The organism is Streptomyces sp. NPDC054770, from assembly GCF_053611985.1.
In genome coordinates this window covers 15,039-39,193 of record NZ_JBSHBL010000055.1, presented here as the reverse complement: position 1 = coordinate 39,193, position 24,155 = coordinate 15,039, and the positions used below count along the sequence as shown (strand labels likewise).

Sequence of the window (24,155 nt, the reverse complement as noted above, 5' to 3'; positions counted from 1 at the left end):
GTCGCCGGCGCTTACTGTTTGACACCGCCGGCGGCCAGGCCGCTCTGCCAGTACCGCTGGAGCATCAGGAAGGCCACGACGAGGGGGATGACCGAGATCAACGAGCCGGTCACGACGAGCGCGAGCATGTCGCTGCTGGCGCCGGCCCCGCCGTTCTGGGCCTGGGCCGCCCAGGAGGAGAGCCCGACCGTGACGGGGTACAGCTTCGGGTCGTTGAGCATGATCAGCGGCAGGAAGTAGTTGTTCCAGGTCGCCACCAGCGTGAAGAGGACGACCGTCACCAGACCCGGTGCCAGCAGCCGCAGCGCGATCCGGACGAAGATCCGCAGCTCGCCGGCGCCGTCGATCCGGGCGGCTTCCAGAAGGCTGTCGGGTACGGCGTCCTGGGCGTAGATGCGCATCAGGTAGAGGCCGAACGGGCTGACGAGCGAGGGCAGGACGATCGCCCAGGGGGTGTTGACCAGTCCCACCTTCGCGAAGAGCAGGTAGGTCGGGATCGCCAGTGCCGTGGTCGGGATCATGATGGCGCCGAGGACCAGGTTGAAGGCCGTGCCGTTGCCCCGGAACCGGTACTTGGCGAAGCCGTATCCGGCCGCGGTGGCCAGCAGTGCGGCGCCGAGCGCGCTGCCGACCGAGTACAGGACCGTGTTGAGCAGCCAGTGCAGGAAGACGCCGTCGTCGTAGGTCAGGGTCTGCCTGATGTTCGCCAGCAGTCGCGGGCTGTGCGAGAACCACAGGCCGAAGCTGTTGAACAGGTCCTGGGTGCTCTTGGTCGAGGCGACCGCGAGCCAGAACAGCGGCAGCAGGAAGTAGGCGAGTACGGCCAGCATGACGATCGTCAGCGGGGTGCTGCGGCGCCGGACCGGGGAGCGGCGCCCGCGCGGGACCCTGGCCGTCCGACGGGACGCGGTGGCCCCGGAGGCGGTCGTGGCCGAGGCCGCGGGGGCCCGGGTCGAGGACTGGGAGACGACCGTCACGACGTCCTCCTGCGGTTCGCGGTGATCAGCACGGCGTAGGAGAAGACCACGATGACCAGGCCGAGGAGGAAGGAGACCGCGGCCGCGTAGTTCACCTGCTGTCCGGTGAAGGCGAGGGTGTAGGCGTAGAGGTTGGCGGTGTACGAGCTGTCGATCACGTCGGGGGCGATGGTGTGCAGCAGTTTCGGTTCGTTGAACAGCTGGAAGCTGCCGATCACCGAGAACAGCAGGGTCAGCAGGAGCGCCGGCCGGAGCGCGGGCAGCTTGACCGACCAGGCGATGCGCCAGGCGCCGGCGCCGTCCACGGCGGCCGCCTCGTACAGCTCACCCGGGATGGTCCGCAGGGCGGCATAGAGAATGATCATGTTGTAGCCGACGAACTCCCAGGTCACCACGTTCGCCAGGCTGCCCAGCATCCAGGTGTCGCTGAGGAAGTGCGGGACCGGCACATCGAGTTTCCGGCCCAGTTGTGCGAAGGGGCCGAAGTCGGGTCCGTAGAGGTAGCCCCACATGAGGCTCGCCACGACGCTCGGTACCGCGTACGGGACGAAGATGCCGAGCCGGATGACCTTGGCGAGCCGCAGCAGGCCGCTGTCGAGCGCGAGCGCGAAGAGCAGCGCCAGCAGCAGCATCACGGGGACCTGGACCGCGAAGAACTCCGCGACCCGCAGGAGGCCCTCCCTCAGGAGCGGGTCCTTCAGGGCGGTCACGTAGTTGTCCAGCCCGACGAACGTCGTCCCGCCGATGAGCCGTTCCTGGAACAGGCTGAGATAGGCGGCGTAGCCGAGCGGGGTCAGGAACAGCAGCACGAACAGCACCATGAACGGTGCGATGAACAACGGGCCTGCCGCACCGTGGCGCAGGCCACCAAGCCGGCGGCGCTGCGGCCCTGCTCGGCGCGGGTCCTCGGTGGAGGCCGCGGTCATGGCGGTCATCAACGGGCCTTTCTGGATGTGGGGAGGGCCGGCCGCGGGTCCCGGGGCTCGGGCGGCGAGCGCCGGGGCCGGGACCCGCCGGCGGTCAGGCGGACTTGACGGTGAAGCCCTGGCCCTTGGCGTAGGCGGTGAGCCGCTGCTGCCAGGCGTCGAGGGCGGCGCCGCTGTCGGTCTTGTCGGCGAGGGACTTTCCGACGGTCTCGGTCCAGTCGGTGGCGGCCTGGTCGAGGAACGGCGGCCACTGGAAGTCGTCGCTGACCGTCGCGCTGATGTCGGCGAAGACCTGGTTCACCTTCTGGCCGCCGTAGAAGGACGGCGTGGCGCCGGTGAAGGACGGGTCGGCGAGCAGGGCCTTGGTCGCGGGGAAGAACGACTGCTCGGTGGCGAACATCTTCGCGCTCGCGGAGTCGCTGTTGAGGAACTGGGCGAACTGCGCGGCGGCGACGGGGTTCTTGGTCGAGCGGATGACCGCGCTGGTCGAGCCGCCCCAGTTCCCGGACACGGGGTTCGACGCGTCCCACTGCGGCAGCGGGGCGGCCCGCCACCTGCCCGCCGTGGCCTTGGCGGAACCGGAGAGGAACGCCGGGCCCCACGCGGCGGTGATCCAGGTGGCGTACTTGCCCTTGTTGAGTCCGGCGTACCAGCCGTCCGTGAAGTCCGGGTCGGTGCTGATGACGCCTTCCTTCGCGAGACCGCCCCAGTAGGTGCCGAGCTTCTTGGAGATCGCGTCGTTCACGTCGATGGTGATGTCGCTCTTGCCGGAAAGGGCGTAGGGGTGGGCGCCCGCCTGCCACAGCAGGCCGTGCCAGGCGGCGGCCTCGTTCGCCGCGAGGTTGGTCAGGTAGACGTCCGGGTCGGCCTTGTGCAGCTTGCGCGCGGCGGCGGCGAACTCGTCCCAGGTCGTCGGCGGCTTGATGCCGTGCTTGTGGAAGATGTCCTGCCGGTACAGCATGCCGAGCGGGCCGGTGTCCTGCGGGATCGCCCAGATCTCGCCGCCGGAGCCGCTGACCTGCGCCCAGGTCCAGTCCACGAACTTGCTCTTCAGGCCGGCGGCGCCGTAGGGGCTCAGGTCCAGCAGGCTGTCCGTGATGGTGAACGTGGGGATCGCCTGGTACTCCACCTGTGCGAGGTCCGGGGCGCCCTTCCCGGCCTTGATCGCCGTACGCAGCTTCGTGTAGTGCTCCACGCCCTGACCGGCGTTGACGACCTTGACCTTGATGGCCGGGTACTTCTGCTCGAAGAGGGCGACCTCCTTCTCGATGTTCGGGACCCAGGTCCAGAAGACGAGCTCGGTCGGCGTCTTCATCGCCTTGTCGATGTCGGCCTGGGAGAGCGGCTTGGCGGAGCTGCCGCCGCTGCCCCCGCTGCCGTTGCCGCCGCTGCAGGCGGACAGCGCGACGCTGAAGGTCGCCGCCCCCACGGCGGCGAGGAATCCGCGACGGCTCGGGGAGGAGGACGTGACGATGGATCTGGGCATGGTGAACTCCCGCCGGTAGGGCGAAGGTGAGGGCATGCCTGCGGCGGCATACCGGGCAAGGGAACGCGAGGAGGTGACGACCGGGACTTCGGGTGCGGTGCGTGGAAGGGCACGTCGTCATCGGCTGCTCCCGGCTCGTGGTGCGGATGGCGGACCACGAGGGGGAGGGCGGTCGGAGCAGGCGCCGGTGCAGCGACCCGCTCGGCGAGATGGAGATGGTGCGGTGCCCGAGTCCCCGCGGGCGGCTGAGCCGGCATGGCAGGGAGGGGCAGACCGGGCAGCGGCCTGTGCGGCGGCTGCGTGTGCGTCACAGGTCCGGCCCGGGACCGTGGTCAGGGCCGACGGGGGGGCTGAAGTCGATCAGGAACGGTCGGATGGACCTCCATTCGGCGGCGCGGCCTTCGCGCCACGACGGGGAGGCGTGGCGGGGCGCCGTGCTCCGCCCGGATCCGTACGGGACGGAGCGGGCGCGGTCGACGCGCGCAGGACGAGCTCGACGGGCGGATCGTTGGCCGGGGGCAGGTCGGCTTCGGGCTTCTCGATCGCGTGGACGAGAAGTCTCAGCCCTTCCTGGGCCACGGCGTCGAACGGCTGGCGCACGGTGGTCAGGGGCGGGGTCACGAACGCGGCCACCGGGATGTCGTCGAATCCGACGACGCTGACGTCGTCCGGCACGGTGCGGCCGGCCTCCGTCAGTGCGCGCATGAGGCCGATGGCCATGTCGTCGTTGGCGGCGAACACCGCGGTCACGCCGGGGTCGGCGGCCAGTTCCCGGCCGGCCGCGTAGCCGGATGCCGCGGACCAGTCGCCCTCGACGACCGCCGGCTCGTCGCAGCCTCGGGCCTCCAGTGCCTCACGCCATCCCCGCAGGCGGTCGCGGGCGGCATACCAGCGCTGCGGACCCGCGAGGTGGTGGACGGTCCGGTGTCCGAGGTCGAGGAGGTGCTCGGTGGCGGCCCGGGCCAGCAGGTCGGCGCCGACGCCGGCGGCCACGGTGCCGGGGGCCGTCGTGGCCACGGGCGCACCCAGGACCAGCACCGGTACTCGCACGTCGGCGGGGACCGCTCCCCCGTCCCCCTCCTCGTCGATCGGCTCGGAGATGACGATGCCGTCCACGCCCTGTTTGAGGAGCGAGTCGATGGCTCCGCCGACGCCCCCCGGATCGCCTTCCAGGGTGTTGACCACACGGAGCGCGTAACCGGTGTCCCGGGCGGCCCGCTCGATGCCGATGAGAAGTGACGCGGGTCCGTACAGTGCCGTCCCGAGCGTCACCACGCCGATGGAGCGGGTCCGGCCGGAGGCCAGCGCCCGGGCCGCGTGGTTCAGCCGGTAGCCGAGTTCGTCGGCCGCGTCGAGAACGCGCTTGCGCACCTCTGCCGAGACATACGCCTCGTCGTTGAAGACCCGCGACACCGTCTTCTGCGACACGCCGGCCAGCCGGGCCACATCCACGCTCCGGGGCGCACCGGAAACGCCGGCCCGTCCTGCTGATGGCGTCATGATGTCTCCCGATGGCCGCGTTCCGCGCCGGCTGCTCCGGCGACCTGACTGCGCAGCCATGTCTACGCAGTCAGAAGATGTCCGTCAAGAGTGCGGAACATATTCGTAATATGAAGTCCCCGGGTCCGGCATCGGTCCGGGAGCGCCTTGCCGGCCTCGTGTCCTGCGCAAACGGACGACGTCCGTCCGCACCGCCCGGCGGCGCCGTGCCCTACGATGACCCGCTCTGCGGGGACGTCGGCCCCGCACGCGTCCCCCACGGCCACGGCGCCCTCACCTCTCGGGCTTTCCCCGCAGGCGCGCCATCGCCTGTACGTGCCATCCCATCCCACCGAAGGATCGAGCAGCCGATGAGCGTGCCTGTCACCAACTGGGCCAGGAACATCAGATTCAGCGCCGCCGGATTCCACGAACCGGAGTCGGTCACCGAGTTGCGGCGGATCGTCGCGCAGAGCTCCTCGGTGCGGGTGCTCGGCACCGGGCACTCCTTCAACGCCATCGCGGACACCCGGGGCGACCTCGTCTCCGTGGCCCGCCTGCCGCGCACGGTCGAGCTGGACGAACGGGCCGGCACGGTCACCGTCGGCGCGGGACTGCGGTTCGGGGACATCGTCGCCGAGCTGCACGGTTCGGGGTTCGCGCTGCCCAACCTCGGGTCGCTGCCGCACATCTCGGTCGCGGGGGCGTGCGCCACCGGCACGCACGGCTCGGGCGACCGCAACGGCTGCCTGGCGACGACAGTCCGTGCCGTCGAACTCGTCGCCGCGGACGGCGAGTTGGTGACGATCGGGCGGGACGACCCGGACTTTCCCGGTTCGGTGGTGGCGCTGGGCGCTCTCGGGGTGGTCACCCGGTTGACCCTCGACCTGGTGCCGGCCTTCGAGGTACGCCAGTGGGTCTACGAGGGGCTCCCCGTGGCCACGCTGCGCGAGCGGTTCGACGAGGTGATGTCGGCGGCGTACAGCGTCAGCCTCTTCACGGACTGGCGCACGGACCGGATCGGCCAGGTCTGGCTCAAGCGCGTCACGGCCGAGGAGGCACCGGAGAGCCGGCTGGGCGCGACGCTCGCCGACGGCCCGCGCCACCCGGTGCCGGGGATGCCCGCCGGGCAGTGCACGCGGCAGTCGGGGGCTCCGGGGCCCTGGCACACCCGGCTGCCGCACTTCCGGCTGGACTTCACCCCGAGCAGCGGCGACGAACTCCAGTCGGAGTACTTCGTGGCCCGCGCCGACGCGGTGGCCGCCTTCGACGCCCTGGACGGGATCCGGTCGCGGATCTCCCCGGCCCTCCAGATCGGCGAGATCCGTACGGTCGCGGCCGACCGTCTTTGGCTGAGTCCCGCCTATGAGCGGGACGCCGTGGCCTTCCACTTCACCTGGCACCCCGATCCGGTGGCCGCGGCACAGGCGGTCCGCGCCGTCGAGACGGTTCTGGCCCCGTTCGCGGCCCGCCCGCACTGGGGCAAGGTGTTCGCCGCCGACCCGGAGACGGTCCGCGCGCTGTACCCGCGCCATGACGACTTCCGGAAGCTCCTGGGCGGGCTCGACCCCGCGGGAAAGTTCCGCAACGAGTTCGTCGGGCGCCACTTCCCCGTCGGGTAGAGACGAGAAACGTCTGCGGAACCTCTTGACGGCCGAAATATGACTGCGTAGACATGACTGCGCAGTCGGAGATGACTGCGTAGTCAGCCGCCACGGTGCCGTACTGACCCCTCAGCCCATTGCCTGGTGACGCGTCGCGGGGTTCCTCTCGCCGGCCAGTGTCCGAAATATCAAACGAAAGGGCGCCATCGTGGTGACCGTCGCACACAAGGACCGCCGACCCTCCGATCAGTTCGTCGTGGGTGTGGACTTCGGGACGCTCTCCGGGCGAGCTGTGGTGGTCCGGGTGAGCGACGGCGCGGAGCTGGCGGTCGCCGAGTACGCCTACCCGCACGCGGTCCTCGACCGGGAGCTGGCCGACGGCACCCCGCTGCCTCCCGACTGGGCCCTGCAGGTGCCGGGCGACTACATCGGCGTCCTGCGCCATGCGGTCCCCGAAGCACTGGCCCGTTCCGGGGTGCGGCCCGAGCAGGTGATCGGCCTCGGTACGGACTTCACCGCCTGCACGGTTCTGCCGGTACGCGCCGACGGCACTCCCCTGTGTGAACTGCCCGGGCTCTCCGGCCGCCCGCACGCCTACGTCAAGCTCTGGCGCCACCACGCCGCGCAGGGCCAGGCCGACCGCATCAACGCCCTGGCCGCGGAGCGCGCGGAACCCTGGCTGGCGCGGTACGGCGGCCGGATCTCCTCGGAGTGGGAGTTCGCCAAGGCCCTCCAGCTGCTGGAGGAGGACCCGGAGATCTACCACCTCACCGACCGCTGGGTCGAAGCGGCGGACTGGATCGTGTGGCGGCTGTGCGGGACGTACGTCCGCAACGCCTGCACCGCCGGGTACAAGGGCCAGCTCCAGGACGGCTCCTACCCCTCGGCCGACTACCTCGCCGCCCTGAACCCCGCGTTCGCCGGCTTCGTCACCGACAAGCTGGACCAGCCGATCGCTCAGCTCGGCACCTTGGCCGGAGGGCTCACGGCGGAAGCGGCCGCGTGGACGGGGCTGCCCGAGGGCATCGCGGTCTGCGCCGGCAACGTGGACGCCCATGTGACGACGCCGGCCGCCACCGCGGTCGAGCCCGGCCGGATGGTGGCCATCATGGGCACGTCCACCTGCCATGTGATGAGCTCCGACCGGCAGGGCACGGTGCCGGGCATGTGCGGGGTCGTCGACGGCGGCATCCTGCCCGGTCTGTGGGGTTACGAGGCCGGTCAGAGCGGGGTCGGTGACATCTTCGCCTGGTTCCTGCGCACCGGGTTCCCTGCCGAGTACGCCGAGCGGGCCGAGCGCCTGCAGCGCACCCCGCACGAGTACCTGACCGAACTCGCGGCCAGGCAGAAGGTGGGCGAGCACGGCCTGATCGCCCTGGACTGGCACAGCGGCAACCGCTCCGTCCTGGTCGACCACGACCTCAGCGGCGTCGTGCTGGGTCTCACCCTGTCCACGCGCCCGGAGGACGTCTACCGCGCCCTGCTGGAGGCGACCGCCTTCGGCACCCGGACCATCATCGAGGCCTTCGAGTCGTCCGGGGTGCCGGTGCAGGAACTGATCATCGCCGGCGGTCTGACCAAGAACGCGCTGCTGATGCAGATCTACGCCGATGTCACCCGCCGCCCGCTCGGCGTCATCGACTCCGCGCAGGGTCCCGCTCTCGGCGCGGCCATGCACGCCGCGGTCGCGGCCGGCGCGTATCCCGACATCCGGGCCGCGGCACACGCGATGGGCAGCGCACGTCCCGGCGTGTACCTGCCCGACCCGGACCGGGCCGCGGCCTACGACCTCCTGTACGCCGAATACCGGCTGCTGCACGACCACTTCGGCCGTGGCGCCAACGACGTCATGCACCGGCTGCGCCGCATCCGCGCCGAAGCCTCCGCCTGAACGCGCGGCTCCCGCGGTTCGCGGCCACTGCACTACCCCTTTGAAAGGACACCTCATGGCGAGCGACTCCACGTACCGGCTCCCTGGCGAGATCTGGTTCCTGACCGGCAGCCAGGGCCTGTACGGCGAAGAGACCCTGAATCAGGTCGCCCACCAGTCCCAGCGCATAGCGGAGCTGCTGGACACGAGCACCGAGATCCCCCTGCGGATCGTGTGGAAGCCGGTCCTCACCGACTCCGACTCCATCCGCCGGCTCTGCCAGGAGGCTTCCACCAGCGACGCCTGCGTCGGTGTGATCCTCTGGATGCACACCTTCTCGCCGGCCAAGATGTGGATCGCCGGTCTCAGCGCGCTGGACCGCCCCGCGCTCCATCTGCACACCCAGTACAACCTGTCGCTGCCCTGGTCGAGCATCGACATGGAGTTCATGAACCTCAACCAGGCCGCCCACGGCGACCGCGAGTTCGCGCACATCGGGTCCCGTCTCGGGGTGAACCGCAAGATCGTGGCCGGCCACGCCAGCGACGCCCGCGTCCAGAGCCGCGTGGCCACCTGGTGCCGGGCCGCCGCCGGCCGCCACGCGTCGCGGACCCTCCGGCTGGCCCGCTTCGGCGACAACATGCGCGATGTCGCCGTGACCGAGGGCGACAAGGTCGAGGCCCAGCTGCGGTTCGGGTTCTCCGTGAACACCTACGGCGTGAACGATCTGGTCAAGGTCGTGGACGCCGTCGAGGAGAAGGCGGCGGCCGAGCTCGCCGCGAGCTACGTCGACGAGTACGACGTCCGCCCGATACTCCGTCCGGACGGCGTCCGCCATGACGCGCTGCGGTACGCCGCGCGCCTGGAGCTCGGTCTGCGCACGTTCCTGGACGAGGGCGGCTTCACCGCCTTCACCACCAACTTCGAGGACCTCGGCGGCCTGCGCCAGCTGCCCGGAGTCGCCGTCCAGCGGCTGATGGCCGACGGCTACGGCTTCGGCGGCGAAGGCGACTGGAAGACCTCCGCCCTGCTCCGCACGATGAAGGTCATGGGCTCCGGACGGCCCGGCGGCACCAGCTTCATGGAGGACTACACCTACCACCTCGGCCCGGGCGAGCCGCGCATCCTCGGCGCCCACATGCTGGAGGTCTGCCCATCCATCGCGGCCGACCGCCCCAGCTGCGAGATCCACCCGCTGTCGATCGGCGACCGCGAGGACCCCGTCCGCCTGGTCTTCGACGCCGCCCCCGGCCCCGCCGTGGTCGTCGGCCTCTCCGACCTGGGCGACCGTTTCCGGCTCACCGCGAACACCGTGGACGTGGTGGCCCCCGGCCGGCCCCTGCCCCAGCTTCCGGTGGCCAGGGCCGTGTGGAAGCCGCGCCCGTCACTCGCCGAGTCCGCCGAGAGCTGGCTGCTCGCCGGTGCCCCGCACCACACCGTGCTCAGCTCGGCCGTCGACATCGAGACGCTCACCGATTTCGCCGCCATGACCGGCGTCGAACTGCTGACCATCGACGAGAACACGACCACCGGGCAGTTCGCCAAGGAGATCCGCTGGAACGCCGCCTACCACCGGCTCGACCAGCCGCTGTGAGCACCCCGTCCCCGGCTGGAACCGTCCCGTCACCACAGCAAGAACAAGGAGCACCGATGACCCTCACCGTACGGGACGGCCTGCGCCAGGAGGTGCTGGCGGCGAATCTGGCCATACCCCAGGTCGGTCTCGCCACCCTGACCTGGGGCAACGTCAGCGGAGTCGACCGCGAGGCGGGGGTGTTCGTCATCAAGCCCTCGGGCGTCCCCTACGACGACCTCTCCATCGACAGCCTGGTCACCGTACGACTGGCCGACGGCGCGGTCGTCGACGGCGACCTGCGCCCCTCCACCGACACCGAGACCCACCGCTGCCTGTACCTCGCGTTCCCCTCCGTCGGCGGGGTCACCCACACCCACTCCACCCATGCGGTCGCCTTCGCCCAGGCGCGCCGGGACATTCCCGTCCTGGGCACCACCCACGCCGACACCTTCAACGGGCCCATCCCGTGCACTCCGGACCTCACTGCGGAGCAGTGCGCCACGGACTACGAGTACAACACCGGCCGCGTCATCGTGGATCTGCTGAAGTCGGACGACCGCAAGGCCGCCGAGGTGCCCGCCGCGCTGGTCGCCAACCACGGCCCGTTCACCTGGGGCGCGAGCGCGCGCAAGTCCCTGGAGCACGCGATCATCTGCGAAGCCGTCGCCGACATCGCCATCCACACCCTCGCCCTGATCCCCACCGCCCCGCCGCCCCACCATCTCCTGGAACGCCACTACACCCGCAAGCACGGACCTGACGCCTACTACGGCAACCCGGAGGTGACGCCCCCGGCCCCGGCCCGCTCTCGGTGACGACCATCGTCGGCGCGGGCCCTCAGGCCGGGGACACCGGCAACCTCGCCGCTCAGCTCAGGGACTTGACGAGGCGTTCGATCCGCGCCGCGACCTTCTCGGCGGTGCCCTCGACGTAGAAGCCGTCCCGCGCCTCGTAGGTGAAGTTGTCGTAGTTCCAGCGGTCGGGCATGTTCTTGGCGCCGCCCTCGAACATCGACATGACGAAGGTGCTGCCGAACGGGGACGCCTTGCGGATGGCGTTCGCCGTGCTGGTGGACAGCTCCGGCTCCACGCCGGCGAACACGCCCCTGCCGACCTGGAAGACCCAGACCGGCACCTCGACGGTGTCGGTGGGGGTGTAGGTGGCGGTCTTCACCGGGCCCGTGGGATGGTCGGTCTCCATCTCGGTGGTGGTGACGTCGTCGGTGAGCAGCCGCACCGTGACGTTCTTGCCGCTCTCGTACCTGGTGATGGCCTGGGACACCCGCACGATCTCGTTGCCCAGGCGCTCGCCCTGCGCGGTCAGCAGCGCGAAGCCGGCGTCGTGCAGGTCGACTCCGTAGGTCCAGGCCCCGTCCTTGTCGATCGTGTACCGCTTCGAGCGGTAGGCCGGGAACTGGTCGCCGCAGGCGCCGACGAGCCAGAAGCCGACGGCACCGGGGTACTGGCTCTCCACGTGCGCGGTGGCGGCGCCCGCCAGGTCGGCGGTGATCGGCAGGCTGCCGTCGCTCATGACGGAGTCCTGCATCACGCAGGACTGCACGTTGTAGTTGGTCAGGACGGCGATCGGGTTGCCGTCGAGATCGTTGAACCGGGCGACGTACACGCCGTGGTCCGAGGTGCCCTGCTCGTCGACGCCCAGCCAGTAGCCGTCCGCGGTGGGCACGTTGCGGTTGACGTTGACGTCGGCCGCACCGCGGCCGTAGCCGACCTGGGCGTCCTGAAGGTTCTTGACCGCGTCGGCGACCGCGCTCTTGGTGGCGGTGACGATGTTCTGCACGTACGTCGCGGCCCCCGCCGACGAGCTGCTGTCCGCGACGTGCGGGGCGGAGAAGCAGTGCGTGACGGTGACCATGATGTTCGCCGCCGCGATGCCGGTGGCCGCGGTGATGGCCGCACGCATCAGCCCGATCGCCTCGGCACTGATCGAGGTGAGGTCCAGCACGGCCAGGGCGACACGGCGGGAGCCGGACTCGACCAGCAGGACCCGCACATACAGGTCGTCGTGCACCGAGGTGAAGTTGTCCAGGGGCAGGATCGAGGCACTGGGCGTGAACGCCGCCTTTCCGGCGCCCACCTTCAGTCCGGTCGCCGCCTTCGTGGCGGCGACGAACGAGCGCCGGCTCACGTCCCCGAAATTGCCTGCTTGGTCCCTCTCGTTCTCGTTTCGCTCAGACATCGCAGTCCTCCAAAGGAAATGGGCGGGTCCGTAACCGACTTCTGAGGAAGCATCACAGCGCGTCCAGGAATCGGCAATTCGCAGGACGCAAGCTCAGCTTTCACATCGAGTATCGACGGCTCGATTTCGCGGGGAGACTTCCGGCCAGGCCCGGTCGAAAACGCCGGTCGGACGCACACCGTAGGCCCACCGGATCACATCACACGGAATTCAGTGGAAACTCACAGATTGAATTCACAGTTTCTGACAGCGTCGGACACCTTGACGACCCGAGCTTCAGGAGCGGCACCCCGGCGATCCGTGTCACCGGCGCCGACCGTCCGTTCCCGGTGGGAGTTCGGGCTCGGATCCGGCGCCCGGTGGACTGTTCGGACAGCAGACCGATACCGCGCCGATACGTCACGGACACCCGGTCGCAGCACGCCAGACCACTCACCGACGCTCCCCTGCCGAGTCCGTCGAATGGCCGCGTCAAGCCCCGGTCGACCCCCGTACACGAAACACTTTCGGAAACCTGCTCGTGACACGCCGCTGCCGCGTCCCAATACTGTCCTCACATTTCCGTTCCGCTCATTCCCCCCAGAGGAACCGCTCAAAGGAACCGAGTTGAGACGTCATCTGATGCAAAAGGTGCTCGGGGCAGTAGCAGCCGCGGGCATCGGTGTTGCATTCACCATCGCCGCCGCGACGGGTGCGTCGGCATACCAGCCGAGTCCCGCCAACCTCTATACGGCGACGAATTCCGCTGCCTGCAACAAGAGTCCCTGCGTGCTCTACCCGAAGTCGGCCCAGTTGCCCAGCGGGCGCATCGTGGCGACCTTCGAGGACAGCGAGACCGCTCCGGTGGGGCAGACAATGCCCATCTACAAGAGCGACGACTACGGCACGACCTGGGCGAAGCTCGCCGATGTGAAAGCGCCCGCCTATCTGTCCACCGACTCCGCGTACGCGAAATACACGAGCAACTGGACGAACCCGTACCTCTATGTCCTTCCGCAGAGCGTCGGGAATCTGAGCGCGGGCACGCTTCTGCTCGCGAGCATCGTCTCGGGGGACGACTACTACTACCAGGAGCAGAAAGCGGCGAATTCCAGCTGGACGCCGACCAGTGACGGCGACCGAAAGAACGTGGCGCTGGCCCTGTACTCCAGCACCGATGACGGGGCGACCTGGAGTTTCCAGAACATCATCGCCGCCGGCGGCTGGCAGGGCGGTAGCGCGGGCAGCCTCGGCCGCACCTCGACCGCCAACACCTACAAGCAGGTCGACCCGGTGTGGGAGCCGCATCTGCTGGCCCACAACGGACAGCTGATCGCCTACTACTCCGACGAGAACGACTACACGGGCTACGACACCAGCACCGGAGCACCCACCCTCGACCCCGCCAACGACACGGCGACGGACTCCGGCGGCCAGGTCCTGATGCACCGGACGTGGGACGGCACCAGCACGTCGGCCTGGAGCAGTCCGGTCGTCGACGTGCCCGGCTCGACCGTGGACATGGGCAGCGGCAAGACGGAGATCGGCGGCGGACGCCCCGGTATGACGACCGTCGCGCCCACCACCGACGGCAAGTGGATGATGACGTACGAGTACTGGGGCGGCGGGACGAACGTCCGGTACCGGATCGCGGACGACCCGACGAAGTTCTACGCGGGCACGGACGCGGCGATCACCTCGCTGCCGGTGCCCTCAGGGGGCAGCGCGCTGTCGACGGGCGGCAGTCCGGTACTGCTCCCGATGCCCGACGGCCGGATCGTCTACAACGCGGCCGGCAGCGGAAGCGTGTGGGTGAACGAGTCGGGGCTCAGCACCGGCACCTGGAAGCAGTACCAGACGCCGATCGCCGCCGGGTACAGCCGCGACCTCCAGTACGTCGACGGAACCGGACGCGTGCTGGTCCTCCAGGCGTCCTGGAGCGGCACGAGCGTCGGCCCCGTGAAGTACGCCGAGGTCGATCTCGGCCGGTCCGACGGCGCCTATTACACCCTCGTCAACCGGCTGACCGGCCAGGCGCTCGCCCCCGCCTCCGGCAAGACGCAGGACGCCAACCTCACCGGCAACGTCCCCGACCTGGTCACGAGCGCCGTGAGCGCCTCGGACGACACCCAGCGCTGGCACACCACGGCCAAGGGCTCCAACATCACCCTGCTCAACAAGGCCGGCGGCCGCTCGGTCGCCATCTGGACCGGCAGTGCGACGGCCGGACAGAAGCTGGCCCAGTGGGTCGACGACGGCGCCACCGACAAGCAGTGGACCCTGGTCGCCTCCTCGACCAGCGGCTACTACAAGCTCCGCTCGGTGCTCAACACGGGCCTCTACATGACGGGCGCGACCGCGGGCGGCTCCGTCACCGTGGCCGCGTCCACCACCGACGGCTCGCAGGACTGGCAGCTGGTCCAGGACCCGCTCCCCACGGACTCGACGTTCACGCTGAAGGGCGCGAACTCCGGCCGCTGCCTCGACGTCCCGAACGGCGCGACCGGTGTCCAGGTGCAGATCTACGACTGCTCGGGCAACGCCAACCAGACCATCACCCAGACCGCCGCGGGCGAGCTGCGGATCTCCGGCAAATGCCTCGCCGCGAACGGCGACGGCACCACGGCCGGCACCCAGCTGATCCTGTGGGCCTGCAACGGCAAGAGCAGCCAGAAGTGGTCGTTCCGGCTGGACAAGACCATCGTCAACCGATCCAACGGACTGGTCATCGACGTCACCAACTGGGGCACGGCGAACGGCTCGAAGGTCGAGCTGTGGACCGGCCTCGGCACCGCCACCCAGCAGTGGAGCAGAGGGTAGCAGTCGCATCAGCGGGTGCCGGAGGCTTGTCTGCCGGCACCCGCTGCTGTTGGCTTGCGAAGGAGTGCCAGGTCAGGGGCCAGTGGGAGAACGAGGGCAGTGACCGTTCAGGACAAGGGACAGCTGGACGCCCAGTACGGCGTGCTGACGAGCATCGCCCAGGAAGCGGGCGTGTCGCTCAGCACGGTGTCCAAGGTGGTGCACCGGCGCCGCGACGTGGGCGCGAAGACCCGGACCCGGGTCGAGGAGCTGCTGGAGCGGTACGGGTACGTCCGCCCGTGGGACCAGGAGACCACGGCGTCACAGCAGATCATCGCCGTCTTCCGGGATCTGTCGGGCCCGTACACGCTGGAGGTGGTGCGCGGGATCGTGGACGCCGCCGGCGAGCTGGGCGTCAACGTGGTGACCGGGACGACGAACCGGCGGTCGATCGCCCAGTGGCTGGAGGAGTGCGTGGCGCTCGGCGCCGCCGGGCTGGTCATCGTGATCTCGATGCTGTCCGAGGACGACCAGCGGCGGATCGTCGAGCAGCATCTCCCGGTGGTGCTGGTGGACCCGCTGAGCGCGCCGTCGGCGGACATCCCGAGCATCGGTGTCACCAACTGGAGCGGCGCCCGGGAGGCCGTGCAGCATCTCCTCGGCCTCGGCCACACCCGTATCGGCATGGTCGCGGGCCGCTCCCACTCACTGGCCGGCTCGGCGCGGCTGCACGGCTACCGGGCCGCGCTGGAGGAGGCCGGGATCGACTACGACCCGGCGATCGTGCGCTCCACCGACTTCGACTACGACGAGGCGCTCAGCGCGAGCCGGCACATCCTGCGCGGCGAGCGCCCCCCGACGGCGATCTTCGCGGCCAGCGACGCGCAGGCGCTGGGCGTGCTGGAGGCCGCCCGGCAGCACGGACTGCGTGTGCCGGACGGCCTCGCGGTGATGTCCTTCGACGACACCCTGGTGGCGGCGATGGCGTCCCCGCCGCTGAGCGCGGTGCGCCAGCCGTTCGAGGAGCTGGGGCGGGAGGCGACCCGGGTGCTGCTGGCGGTGGCCGAGGGCCGCCCGCCCGCCTCCCCGCGCATCGAACTCGCCACGGAGCTGGTCCTGCGGACCTCTACGTCAGCGCCACCGGCACCCCGTGATGCCGAATGACCGTCGCGTCACGCTGCTCACCGACCAGTTGGACGCTCAGTTCGTTCGGTGTGGCAAGGCTGGAGGAGCCCGCGTAGAGCACGATCTCGCCCGGCTCGACGATCCGGTGACCGTCCAGGCCGGTGAAGGCCAGCCGGTCGGTGTGCACGTCGAAGCCGACGGTCCTCTCCTCCCCCGGTTCCAGCGGTACCTTGGCGTATGCCAGCAGTGCCCGCACCGGCCGGGTGACCTGGGCGACCGGGTCGGTGAAGTACAGCTGGACCGTCTCGGCACCGGGCACGGCACCGGTGTTCCGCACCCGCACCGAGACCGTGAACCGGCCGTCGGTGGGCACCGTTTCACGATCGGCCGCCAGCGCGTCGATCTCGAACGTCGTGTACGACAGCCCGTGGCCGAACGGGAACGCGGGCGTCGGATCCAGGTTGGACAGCCAGCTCTGCCGGTCGCCCAGTGGCGGGTGGAGGTAGGTGTACGGCTGTCCGGCGGGCGAGGTGGGGATCTGGATCGGCAGCCTGCCGCTGAAGTTCGCGGCGCCGGAGAGGAGTCCGGCGACCGCGCGGCCGCCCTCCTCGCCCGGCAGGAAGACCTGCACCATGGCCGCCGCATCGGCCGCGAACCGCCCCACGGCGTACGGCCGCCCGCTGCTGACCACCAGCACCACCGGCCGGCCCGTCGCGAGCACCGCCTCCACCAGCTCCTCCTGCACCCCCGGCAGCCGCAGATCCTCCACGTCACAGCCCTCGCCGGAGGTACCGATACCGAACATACCGGCCTTGTCGCCGACGACCAGGACGGTCAGGTCGGCCGCGCGGCTCGCCTCCACCGCCGCCGGAACACCAGATCGGTCCTCCTCGCGGATCGGGCAGCCCTGCTCGAACACCCAGTCCACGCCGGGCAGTTCGGCCGCGAGCGCAGCGCGCAGCGACAGCGCCTGCACCCCGTTGCCGAGGTCGTCGCGGTCGGCGAGGACGTGGTTGGGGAAGCTGTAGCAGCCGAACATCGTGCGGACGTCGTCGGCGCACGGGCCGATCAGGGCGATCCGGCCGGCTGAGGGGAGCGGCAGGCCGCCGGAGTTGGCCAGCAGGACCGCGCTCGACTGGGCGACCGCGTGTGCGAGCTGCCGGTTCACCGGCTTGTCCAGCTCCAGTTCACCGGCGCGCAGGGCGGGCGGCTCGGGGTTCCAGTCGGGGTCGAGGAGCCCGAGCGCGACCTTCTGCCGCAGTACCCGGCGTACGGCCCGGTCGACGTCGGCCTCGGTGACCTCGGAGCGCCGTACCGCCTCGACCAGGGCCGGGCCGAAGCCGCGCTGGTCGGGCAGTTCGACGTCCAGTCCCGCCGCCAGGCCCAGCGCTCCGGCGGCCGACAGGTCGGCGGCCACCCGGTGCGCGGTCACCAGGAACGGCAGCGACCAGTAGTCGGAGACGACGGTGCCCTCGAAGCCCCACTGGTCGCGCAGCACGCCGGTCAGCAGCCGGCGGCTCGCGGCGGGGGCCTCGCCGTCGATCTCGGCGTAGGAGTTCATCACCGAGCCCACGCCGGCGGCGACGGCCCTCTCGAAGGGCGGCAGGATGACATCGGCCAGCTCGCGCCGGCCCATGCCCACGGGGGCGTGGTTGCGGCCTCCCATGGAGGACGAGTAGCCGGCGAAGTGCTTGAGGGTGGCGTACACCCCGGCGCTCTGCAGGCCGAGCACGTACGCCTCGCCCATCTCTCCGGCCAGGTACGGGTCCTCGCCGTACGTCTCCTCGCAGCGGCCCCAGCGGTAGTCGCGGATGACGTCGACGACCGGGGCGAGGCCCTGGTGGACACCGGCCTCGGCCATGTCGGCGCCGATGGCGGCGCCCACCCGGCGGATCAGGGCGGGGTCGAAGGTGGCCGCCATTCCGAGCGAGGTGGGGTAGATAGTGGCGCCGTAGGCGGTGAAACCGGTGAGGCACTCGTCGTGGGCCATCGCCGGGATGGCGAAGCGGCTCTGCGCCATGATCTGCCGCTGGCGCTCGGCCAGCAGCCGGGAGTGTTCCAGGGCGGGGCGGGGCAGCGTCCCGTAGGGGCGGGTGAGCTGGCCGAGGCCGTACCGGGCGGTCTCGTCGAGGTCGCCGACCCGGCCGAACAGGTTGGTGCCGGGGGCGACTTCGGGGCCGGCCGGTTCGACGTCCTCCCAGGCGCTGCCGAGCTGGGCGACCTTCTCCTCCAGGGTGAGCCTCGCCAGCAGTGCCTCGACGCGTTCCTCGACCGGGCGCGCGGTGTCGGACCAGGGGCGGTCGTCGTCCGCCGGGGAGAGATCGGCGTGGTCCGGCGTGGTGGTCGTCATTCACGACTCCTCGTGGGGGTTGTTCAGGGCATGCCGAGGGCGGCCAGCGGCTTCGTCGCCCCGGCCGATTCCCTCCAGGCGTCTGCTACTTGGAGAATCCGGCGGTGAGTCCGGCGACCAGCTGGCGCCTGGCGAGGACGAACACGACCAGCATGGGAAGGGTGGAGAGGACGACGGCGGCCATGGTCGCGGGCACGTTGATGCCGAACTCGCCGCGGTAGAGCGTGAGGGCCAGGGGCAGGACGGCCTTGTCGCCGCTCTGCGTGAGGATCAGCGGGAAGAGGAAGCCGTTCCAGACCTGGAGGCCGTCGTAGACGGCGACCGTCACCAGGGCGGGGCGGGCCATCGGGGCGGCGAGCGAGAACAGCATGCGCCAGTCGCCAGCGCCGTCCACGACCATCGCCTCGAACAGCGAACGCGGGACGTCCCGTAGGAAGCTGACCAGGATCATCACGGTGACCGGCAGCGCGAACGCCGCCGAGGGCAGCACGATCGCGAGCAGGCTGTCGTACATGTGCATGCGGATGATCAGCAGGTACACCGGGATGATCACCGCCTGGAGCGGGATCGCCAGGCCCAGGAGGTAGAGGCGGAAGGTCAGGCGGGACCAGGGGTTGGTGTAGCGGACGATCGAGAACGCGGCCATCAGGCCGACGACCATGACGATCGCCACCGTGGCGACGGTGACGATCACGCTGTTGAGCAGGTAGGTCGTGAAATCGCCGTCGAGGACGGTCTGGTAGTTGTCCAGGGTCGGGTGGCCGGGCAGCGCCAAAGGGTTGCCCGTGGTGAAGTCGGCCTGGCCGCGGAGGCTGGTCACGATCACCCAGTACAGGGGTACGAGGACCAGCGCGGTCCACAGCAGGGTGGCGCCGCCGGTGGCGGTACGGCGCAGGGTCGCGACGACGGTGCTCACATGCCCTCCTGCTGGCTGTCCATCCGGGTGAAGCCGGACAGGCGGGTGGTCAGCAGCGACAGCACGAGGCCGAAGACCACCAGAAGCGTGGCCAGCGCGCTGGCCCGGCCCATGTCGTGGACCTGGAAACCCGTGATGTACATGGCCAGCGGCAGCACCCGGGTCGCGGTGCCCGGACCGCCGGTGCCGCCGGACAGAACGTAGATCAAGTCGAAGTAGGTCAGCGAGCCCACCAGCATGAGCGTGCTCGACGTGACGAAGGTGTACTTCAGCTGCGGCAGCGTGATCCGCAGGAGGCGGGTGACGGGGCCGGCGCCGTCGATGGCGGCCGCCTCGTAGAGCGACACCGGGATCTGGCGCACGCCGGCCTGGTAGAGCAGGGCGTGGAACGGCACGAACTGCCAGGCGATCACGAAGATCACCGTGTACAGCGCCAGGTCGGGCGAGCCGAGCAGGGGCTTGGCCAGCCAGTGCAGCCCGGGGGCGGCGCCGATGCCGAAGGACGGGTCGAGCAGGGCCTGCCAGGTCAGACCGATCGCCACGGCGGACAGCAGCAGCGGCAGGAACCACAGCACGGCGAAGAGCGCCCGCAGCCGGCCGCGGGGGGCCTGGAAGAGCCCGAGCGCCAGGGCAAGGGGGGTCTGGACCAGCCAGCTGACCACCATCACCTTGACGGTGAGCCACAGCGCCTGCCAGGTGGCTCCGTCGGTCAGCACCCCGGTCCAGTTGGCGAAGCCGGACCAGCCGATCGAGCCGAGGCCGTCCCACCGGGAGAGGCTCAGCACCAGCACACCGACCAGGGGGACCAGACCGAACAGGCCGAACAGGAGCAGGGCGGGCGCGGCCATCAGCAGACCGCTGTAGCGGCGGCGCCGCCCGCCACGGGCCGTGCCCGGCCGCGCCCTGTGGGACGCGACCGGACGCGACGTACGAACGACGGTGGTCATTACTGCGCCGCCTTGTTCATGTTCGTGCCGAACTGCTCGGGCGTGATCTGCCGCAGGAACGACTTGTCCACGTTGGTCAGCAGCGGGTCGGCCTGGTCGGAGGGCAGCGCCTGGTCCCACGACAGCTGGAAGTTCGGCGAGTTCTGCACCAGGCCGTACACGAAGGTCAGCCACTTCTTGTCGTCGGCCGACTTCACCGCCGCCAGCTTGGAGTCCAGCTTGTTGACCGGGGGCACGCTCCCGGAGGCGAGGTAGGCGTCGATCTGGGAGTCGTTGAGGACGTAGTTCTTGAAGTAGGTGAGGGCCGCGGACTTGTTCTTGCTCTTCGAGTTCAGCGACAGGAAGTTCGACGGGTTGCCGACGATGTCCTTCGGGTCGCCCTTGCCGCCGGACAGGGCCGGGAAGGCGACGTAGCCGAGGTCCTTCTTCACGAAGTCGGGGGCGGCCTTGACCAGGTTCGCGTACTCCCAGGTGCCCATCAGCTCCATGCCGGCCTTGCCGGTGTAGAGCAGGGCCGTGGAGGCGCCCTGGTCGTAGTTGACGGAGGAGGCGTTGTCGCCGAAGGCACCGGCCTTGGCGAGTTCCTGGAGGCGGGTGCCGGCCGCGGTGACCGAGGCGTCCTTCCAGCCGGCCGTGTCCCCCGAGGCGATCCCGTCGAACACGTCCGAGCCGCCCTCGCGGTCCAGCAGGTACTCCATGTACATCAGCGTCGGCCACTTGGAGTTCGCCGCGAGGGATATCGGGGTGACGCCGGCGCCCTTGAGCTTCTTGACGTCCGTCAGCAGGTCGTCGTACGTCTTCGGGGCCTCGACGCCCGCGTCCTTGAGGACCTTCTTGTTGTAGTAGAGGACCACCGGGGCGAGGCCGTTGGCGGGCACGCCGTAGACCTGGCCGTCGAAGGTGGCGCTCTTCAGGACGCTCGGCGTGAACCGCAGCAGGTCCACCTGGGCGTCGGTGACGGCATCGACCTTGCCGGCCTTGACGTAGTCGTCCAGCGCGCCGCCGCCCCAGCTGAAAAAGATGTCGGGGGCCTGGTTCGCGCCGAAGGCCACGCGCAGCTTCTGCTTGTAGTCGTCGTTCGCGAACAGCCGCAGCGTGATCTTCTGGTCCGGGTGGTCCTTGTTGTAGGCGTCCACCGACTCCTTCAGGATCGTCTGGTCGTTGAGCGCCCACATCGTCAGGCCCTTCGACGACGAGCCCCCGGACGATCCGGCAGGCCCCGAGGTCCCGCACGCGGCAAGGCTCAGGGCCGCCGTCAGGGTGACCGCGACACCGATACCGCGCCGCATTCTCGGAGTGCTCGCGCACCTCGTTCCGGGTCCAGGGAATCTGCGCATGATGTGCCTCTCGTCTCTCGCCGTGCCGTACTCATGTGCCAGGCAGCCGAGCGGCCGGTACGAAACCCTTTCGCACGCCGTCACCGCGGACTGCCTGCCTGCTGGACCGGGACACTGGCACGGAATTCACAGCCGGGACAAGAAGGGGAAATTCCTTGGTTACGAAACATTTTCGTGCAGAGGTACGGGGGCAGAAGCTCCCTCCGGCCAGGCACGACGGTCGAAGTTCGGTCGGCCGGGTGGGCAGCCCGGCGGGCGCCGTGCGGAGGGGCCGCTACTTCAGGCCGATCGCGGCGCAGTCCGCCTCGTACTGCGCGGTGCAGATCTCCTTGACGGTGTAGACACCGTCCTCGACCACCGTGGCCTTGATGTTGTCCTTCGTGAGGGCGACCACCGGCACGAGCATCGTGGGGATCTTCTTCTCGGTCGGGCTGTCGACCGCGTCCTGGGTCAGCGCGTCGAACTGGATGTCGCGGCCCTGGACCTTGTACACCGCCATCTCCGCGGCGCGGGTGGCCTCCTCGATGAACGGCTTGTACACGGTCATGTACTGCTCGCCCGAGACGACCCGCTGCACCGCGTCCAGGTTCGCGTCCTGCCCGGTCACCGGCGGGATCCTGGTCGCGCCCGCTTCCTTCAGCGCGTCGATGACGGCGCCCGCCAGGCTGTCGTTGGCCGCGTAGACGGCGGCGATGTTGTTCAGGCCGACGGCCTGGATCGCCTTCTTCATGTTCGCCTTGGCGACCGTCGGCGACCATTTGTCGGTGTTGTACTCCTCGGCTATGTGGACCTTGTCCTTGAGTTCGCCGAGGGCGCCGTCCTTGTACTTCGCGAAGTTCGTGTCCGCGGGGTCGCCGTTCATCATGACGATCCTGCTGGTGGCGGCCTTGCTGCCGAGCGCCTCGATGATGGCGCGGCCCTGGACCTCGCCGACGAGTTCGTTGTCGTGGGAGACGTAGGCGTCGATCGGGCCCTGCGCGAGGCGGTCGTAGGCGATGACGGGGATGCCGGCGTCCTTCGCCCTCTGGACGTCGGCGGCGATGGCCTGGGCGTCCAGCGCGTCCACCAGGATGATGTCGACCTTCTTGGACACCATCATCTGGAACTGCTGACTCTGCTTGTCCTGGCTCGCCTCGGCGTTGGCGTAGTCGACCTTGCCCTTGCCGTGGGTGAGGGCGGCGACCTCCTTCTTGATGACGGGGTAGTCGAAGGCCTCGAAGCGTGCGGTGTCCTTGTCGGGCAGGAGCAGCCCCACCGTGATGTCGTCGCCCTTCGTCGGGGAGGCCGAGCTGCCGCCTCCGTCGACGCCGTCGATCACGCCGCACGCGGTGAGCGCGAGCGCGGACGTGGAGGCGGTCAGGGCTATCGCGAGGCGACGCGCGGAGGTGTGGCAGAGGGTAGGAGCGCTCACGTCAGGAGCCTTCCGGGTGAGTGAGGAGAGCAGGGTGACGAGGGGGGTGGGAGGTGCCTGCAGGCAGGAGGCATGGCCCGTCGGCCGGACGGGTGAGGACCCCGATGTGGACGAGTCCGAGCGGTCCTGCCGCCTTGATGTGCGGCCCGCTCAGCCGTCAGAGACTTGCCGGAGGTTAGCGGCGTACTTCCTCGATACGGACCGGGCGGTGCTCGCGGAGCGAGGCCGTGGCGGCTTCGGCGACCCAGCTGGATTCGACCGCGTCCGTGAGGGTGCAGGGGGACGGGCGGTCGCCGCGGACGACCTCGGTGAAGGCGGCGAGTTCGGCGCGGAAGGCGTCGGCGAAGCGGTCCATGAAGAAGGTGTGCGGGACGCCGGCGGGGAAGGTGGTGCCGGGCTCGACGGAGCGGAGCGGCAGCTTGTCCTCCAGTCCGGCGGCGACGCTGTCGCGGGAACCGTGGAGTTCCAGGCGGACGTCGTAACCCCGGGCGTTGTAACGGGTGTTGGAGACGACGGCGAGGGTGCCGTCGTCCATGGTGAGGACGGTGGCCGCCGTGTCGACGTCGCCGAGGTCGCGGATCCACTGCTCGCCTCGGTTCCCGCCGGTGGCGTAGACCTCGACCACCTCGCGGCCGGTCACCCAGCGGACGGCGTCGAAGTCGTGGACGCTGCAGTCACGGAAGATGCCGCCGGAGACGGCCGCGTAGTCGGGTGGCGGCGGGGCCGGGTCGAGGGTGGTGGAACGGATGGTGTGCAGCCAGCCGAGGGCACCGCTGTGCAGGGCCTCGCGGGCGGCGACGAACCCGGCGTCGAAGCGACGCGGGTAGCCGATCTGGACCGGGACGCCCCGGTCGGCGAGGTGCCGGGCCGTCCGGGCGGCCTCGGCGGTGTCCGCGGCGACCGGCTTCTCGCAGAAGACGGGCAGTCCCGCCTCGACCGCGGCCTCCAGCAGGGCGGGGTGGGCGTCGGTGGCGGCGGCGATGACGACGCCGTCCAGGCCCGCGGCCAGCAGTTCGGGCACGGAGTCGACGGCGTGGGCTTCGAGTTTCCCGGCGATGTCGGCGGCACGGCCGGGAACGGCGTCCGTGACCACGAGGGTGTCCACCGCCGGCAGGCCGCTGAGCGTGTGGGCGTGGAGCGCGCCGATCCGCCCCAGCCCGATGAGTCCGATTTTCAT

Annotated in this window: 17 protein-coding genes; 6 read left to right on the top strand and 11 right to left on the bottom strand. The window is 70.1% G+C overall.

Annotated features, from left to right (window positions below):
- Window positions 1-11 precede the first annotated feature (11 nt).
- The 4 genes from ACWGKQ_RS36090 to ACWGKQ_RS36075 form a co-directional block, all read right to left on the bottom strand.
- Window positions 12-977, bottom strand: coding sequence for a carbohydrate ABC transporter permease (locus tag ACWGKQ_RS36090; protein ID WP_453296252.1), 966 nt, complete (start codon window positions 975-977; stop codon window positions 12-14).
- Complete coding sequence (locus tag ACWGKQ_RS36085) at window positions 974-1,912, bottom strand: carbohydrate ABC transporter permease (RefSeq protein WP_453296251.1); 939 nt, start codon at window positions 1,910-1,912, stop codon at window positions 974-976. Before ACWGKQ_RS36085 ends, ACWGKQ_RS36090 begins: the two co-directional genes overlap by 4 nt.
- Before the next feature lie 85 nt (window positions 1,913-1,997).
- Window positions 1,998-3,389 (bottom strand): extracellular solute-binding protein, encoded by a 1,392-nt coding sequence (locus tag ACWGKQ_RS36080; RefSeq protein WP_453296250.1) that lies wholly within the window; start codon window positions 3,387-3,389, stop codon window positions 1,998-2,000.
- A gap of 360 nt (window positions 3,390-3,749) precedes the next feature.
- Window positions 3,750-4,889: a LacI family DNA-binding transcriptional regulator gene (locus ACWGKQ_RS36075; RefSeq protein WP_453296249.1), complete on the bottom strand. Its 1,140-nt coding sequence runs from the start codon at window positions 4,887-4,889 to the stop codon at window positions 3,750-3,752.
- A 350-nt stretch (window positions 4,890-5,239) separates the two neighbouring features.
- On the opposite strand from ACWGKQ_RS36075, the gene ACWGKQ_RS36070 reads away from it, so the two are divergent.
- The 4 genes from ACWGKQ_RS36070 to araD all read left to right on the top strand — a co-directional run bounded on the left by ACWGKQ_RS36070 (window position 5,240) and on the right by araD (window position 10,733).
- The gene (locus tag ACWGKQ_RS36070) at window positions 5,240-6,490 is read left to right on the top strand and encodes an FAD-binding protein (protein WP_453296248.1); all 1,251 of its coding nucleotides are present in this window, start codon (window positions 5,240-5,242) and stop codon (window positions 6,488-6,490) included.
- A gap of 193 nt (window positions 6,491-6,683) precedes the next feature.
- Complete coding sequence (gene araB, locus ACWGKQ_RS36065; RefSeq protein ID WP_453296284.1) at window positions 6,684-8,363, top strand: ribulokinase; 1,680 nt, start codon at window positions 6,684-6,686, stop codon at window positions 8,361-8,363.
- Between the two features lie 55 nt (window positions 8,364-8,418).
- Window positions 8,419-9,936 carry an L-arabinose isomerase gene (araA, locus tag ACWGKQ_RS36060; RefSeq protein ID WP_453296247.1) on the top strand — a complete coding sequence of 506 codons (1,518 nt, stop codon included), beginning with the start codon at window positions 8,419-8,421 and terminating at the stop codon, window positions 9,934-9,936.
- Between the two features lie 56 nt (window positions 9,937-9,992).
- A complete protein-coding gene (gene araD, locus ACWGKQ_RS36055) occupies window positions 9,993-10,733 on the top strand; it encodes an L-ribulose-5-phosphate 4-epimerase AraD (protein ID WP_453296246.1) in 741 nt (246 codons plus the stop codon).
- 52 nt (window positions 10,734-10,785) lie between these two features.
- Here araD and ACWGKQ_RS36050 read toward each other — a convergent pair whose 3' ends face one another.
- The gene (locus tag ACWGKQ_RS36050; protein WP_453296245.1) at window positions 10,786-12,063 is read right to left on the bottom strand and encodes a hypothetical protein; all 1,278 of its coding nucleotides are present in this window, start codon (window positions 12,061-12,063) and stop codon (window positions 10,786-10,788) included.
- A 672-nt stretch (window positions 12,064-12,735) separates the two neighbouring features.
- On the opposite strand from ACWGKQ_RS36050, the gene ACWGKQ_RS36045 reads away from it, so the two are divergent.
- Entirely contained in the window at window positions 12,736-14,913 is a 2,178-nt protein-coding gene (locus ACWGKQ_RS36045) for an RICIN domain-containing protein (protein ID WP_453296283.1), read from the top strand.
- Between the two features lie 99 nt (window positions 14,914-15,012).
- Window positions 15,013-16,056, top strand: coding sequence for a LacI family DNA-binding transcriptional regulator (locus tag ACWGKQ_RS36040; protein ID WP_453296244.1), 1,044 nt, complete (start codon window positions 15,013-15,015; stop codon window positions 16,054-16,056).
- Here the strand turns inward: ACWGKQ_RS36040 and ACWGKQ_RS36035 are convergent.
- The 6 genes from ACWGKQ_RS36035 to ACWGKQ_RS36010 all read right to left on the bottom strand — a co-directional run bounded on the left by ACWGKQ_RS36035 (window position 16,019) and on the right by ACWGKQ_RS36010 (window position 24,155).
- The gene (locus tag ACWGKQ_RS36035; protein ID WP_453296243.1) at window positions 16,019-18,367 is read right to left on the bottom strand and encodes a glycoside hydrolase family 3 N-terminal domain-containing protein; all 2,349 of its coding nucleotides are present in this window, start codon (window positions 18,365-18,367) and stop codon (window positions 16,019-16,021) included. The two genes, ACWGKQ_RS36040 and ACWGKQ_RS36035, sit on opposite strands and share 38 nt — an antisense overlap.
- An 85-nt stretch (window positions 18,368-18,452) precedes the next feature.
- On the bottom strand, window positions 18,453-19,283 hold the full coding sequence (locus tag ACWGKQ_RS36030; protein ID WP_453296242.1) for a carbohydrate ABC transporter permease: 831 nt from the start codon (window positions 19,281-19,283) through the stop codon (window positions 18,453-18,455).
- Window positions 19,280-20,131 (bottom strand): carbohydrate ABC transporter permease, encoded by an 852-nt coding sequence (locus ACWGKQ_RS36025; protein WP_453296282.1) that lies wholly within the window; start codon window positions 20,129-20,131, stop codon window positions 19,280-19,282. The genes ACWGKQ_RS36030 and ACWGKQ_RS36025 overlap by 4 nt, the downstream gene beginning before the upstream one ends.
- Window positions 20,132-20,229: 98 nt before the next feature.
- Complete coding sequence (locus tag ACWGKQ_RS36020; protein ID WP_453296241.1) at window positions 20,230-21,519, bottom strand: extracellular solute-binding protein; 1,290 nt, start codon at window positions 21,517-21,519, stop codon at window positions 20,230-20,232.
- Window positions 21,520-21,841: 322 nt separating this feature from the next.
- Complete coding sequence (locus tag ACWGKQ_RS36015) at window positions 21,842-22,978, bottom strand: sugar ABC transporter substrate-binding protein (RefSeq protein WP_453296240.1); 1,137 nt, start codon at window positions 22,976-22,978, stop codon at window positions 21,842-21,844.
- Between the two features lie 175 nt (window positions 22,979-23,153).
- Window positions 23,154-24,155: a Gfo/Idh/MocA family protein gene (locus ACWGKQ_RS36010; RefSeq protein ID WP_453296239.1), complete on the bottom strand. Its 1,002-nt coding sequence runs from the start codon at window positions 24,153-24,155 to the stop codon at window positions 23,154-23,156.

Excerpts from the sequence above, each read along its gene's own strand:
- ACWGKQ_RS36085 (WP_453296251.1), bottom strand. The coding sequence starts at position 1,912 with ATGACCGCCATGACCGCGGCCTCCACCGAGGACCCGCGCCGAGCAGGG.
- ACWGKQ_RS36080 (WP_453296250.1), bottom strand. The coding sequence starts at position 3,389 with ATGCCCAGATCCATCGTCACGTCCTCCTCCCCGAGCCGTCGCGGATTC.
- ACWGKQ_RS36075 (WP_453296249.1), bottom strand. The coding sequence starts at position 4,889 with ATGACGCCATCAGCAGGACGGGCCGGCGTTTCCGGTGCGCCCCGGAGC.
- ACWGKQ_RS36070 (WP_453296248.1), top strand. The coding sequence starts at position 5,240 with ATGAGCGTGCCTGTCACCAACTGGGCCAGGAACATCAGATTCAGCGCC.
- araA (WP_453296247.1), top strand. The coding sequence starts at position 8,419 with ATGGCGAGCGACTCCACGTACCGGCTCCCTGGCGAGATCTGGTTCCTG.
- araD (WP_453296246.1), top strand. The coding sequence starts at position 9,993 with ATGACCCTCACCGTACGGGACGGCCTGCGCCAGGAGGTGCTGGCGGCG.
- ACWGKQ_RS36045 (WP_453296283.1), top strand. The coding sequence starts at position 12,736 with ATGCAAAAGGTGCTCGGGGCAGTAGCAGCCGCGGGCATCGGTGTTGCA.
- ACWGKQ_RS36035 (WP_453296243.1), bottom strand. The coding sequence starts at position 18,367 with ATGACGACCACCACGCCGGACCACGCCGATCTCTCCCCGGCGGACGAC.
- ACWGKQ_RS36025 (WP_453296282.1), bottom strand. The coding sequence starts at position 20,131 with ATGGCCGCGCCCGCCCTGCTCCTGTTCGGCCTGTTCGGTCTGGTCCCC.
- ACWGKQ_RS36020 (WP_453296241.1), bottom strand. The coding sequence starts at position 21,519 with ATGCGGCGCGGTATCGGTGTCGCGGTCACCCTGACGGCGGCCCTGAGC.
- ACWGKQ_RS36010 (WP_453296239.1), bottom strand. The coding sequence starts at position 24,155 with ATGAAAATCGGACTCATCGGGCTGGGGCGGATCGGCGCGCTCCACGCC.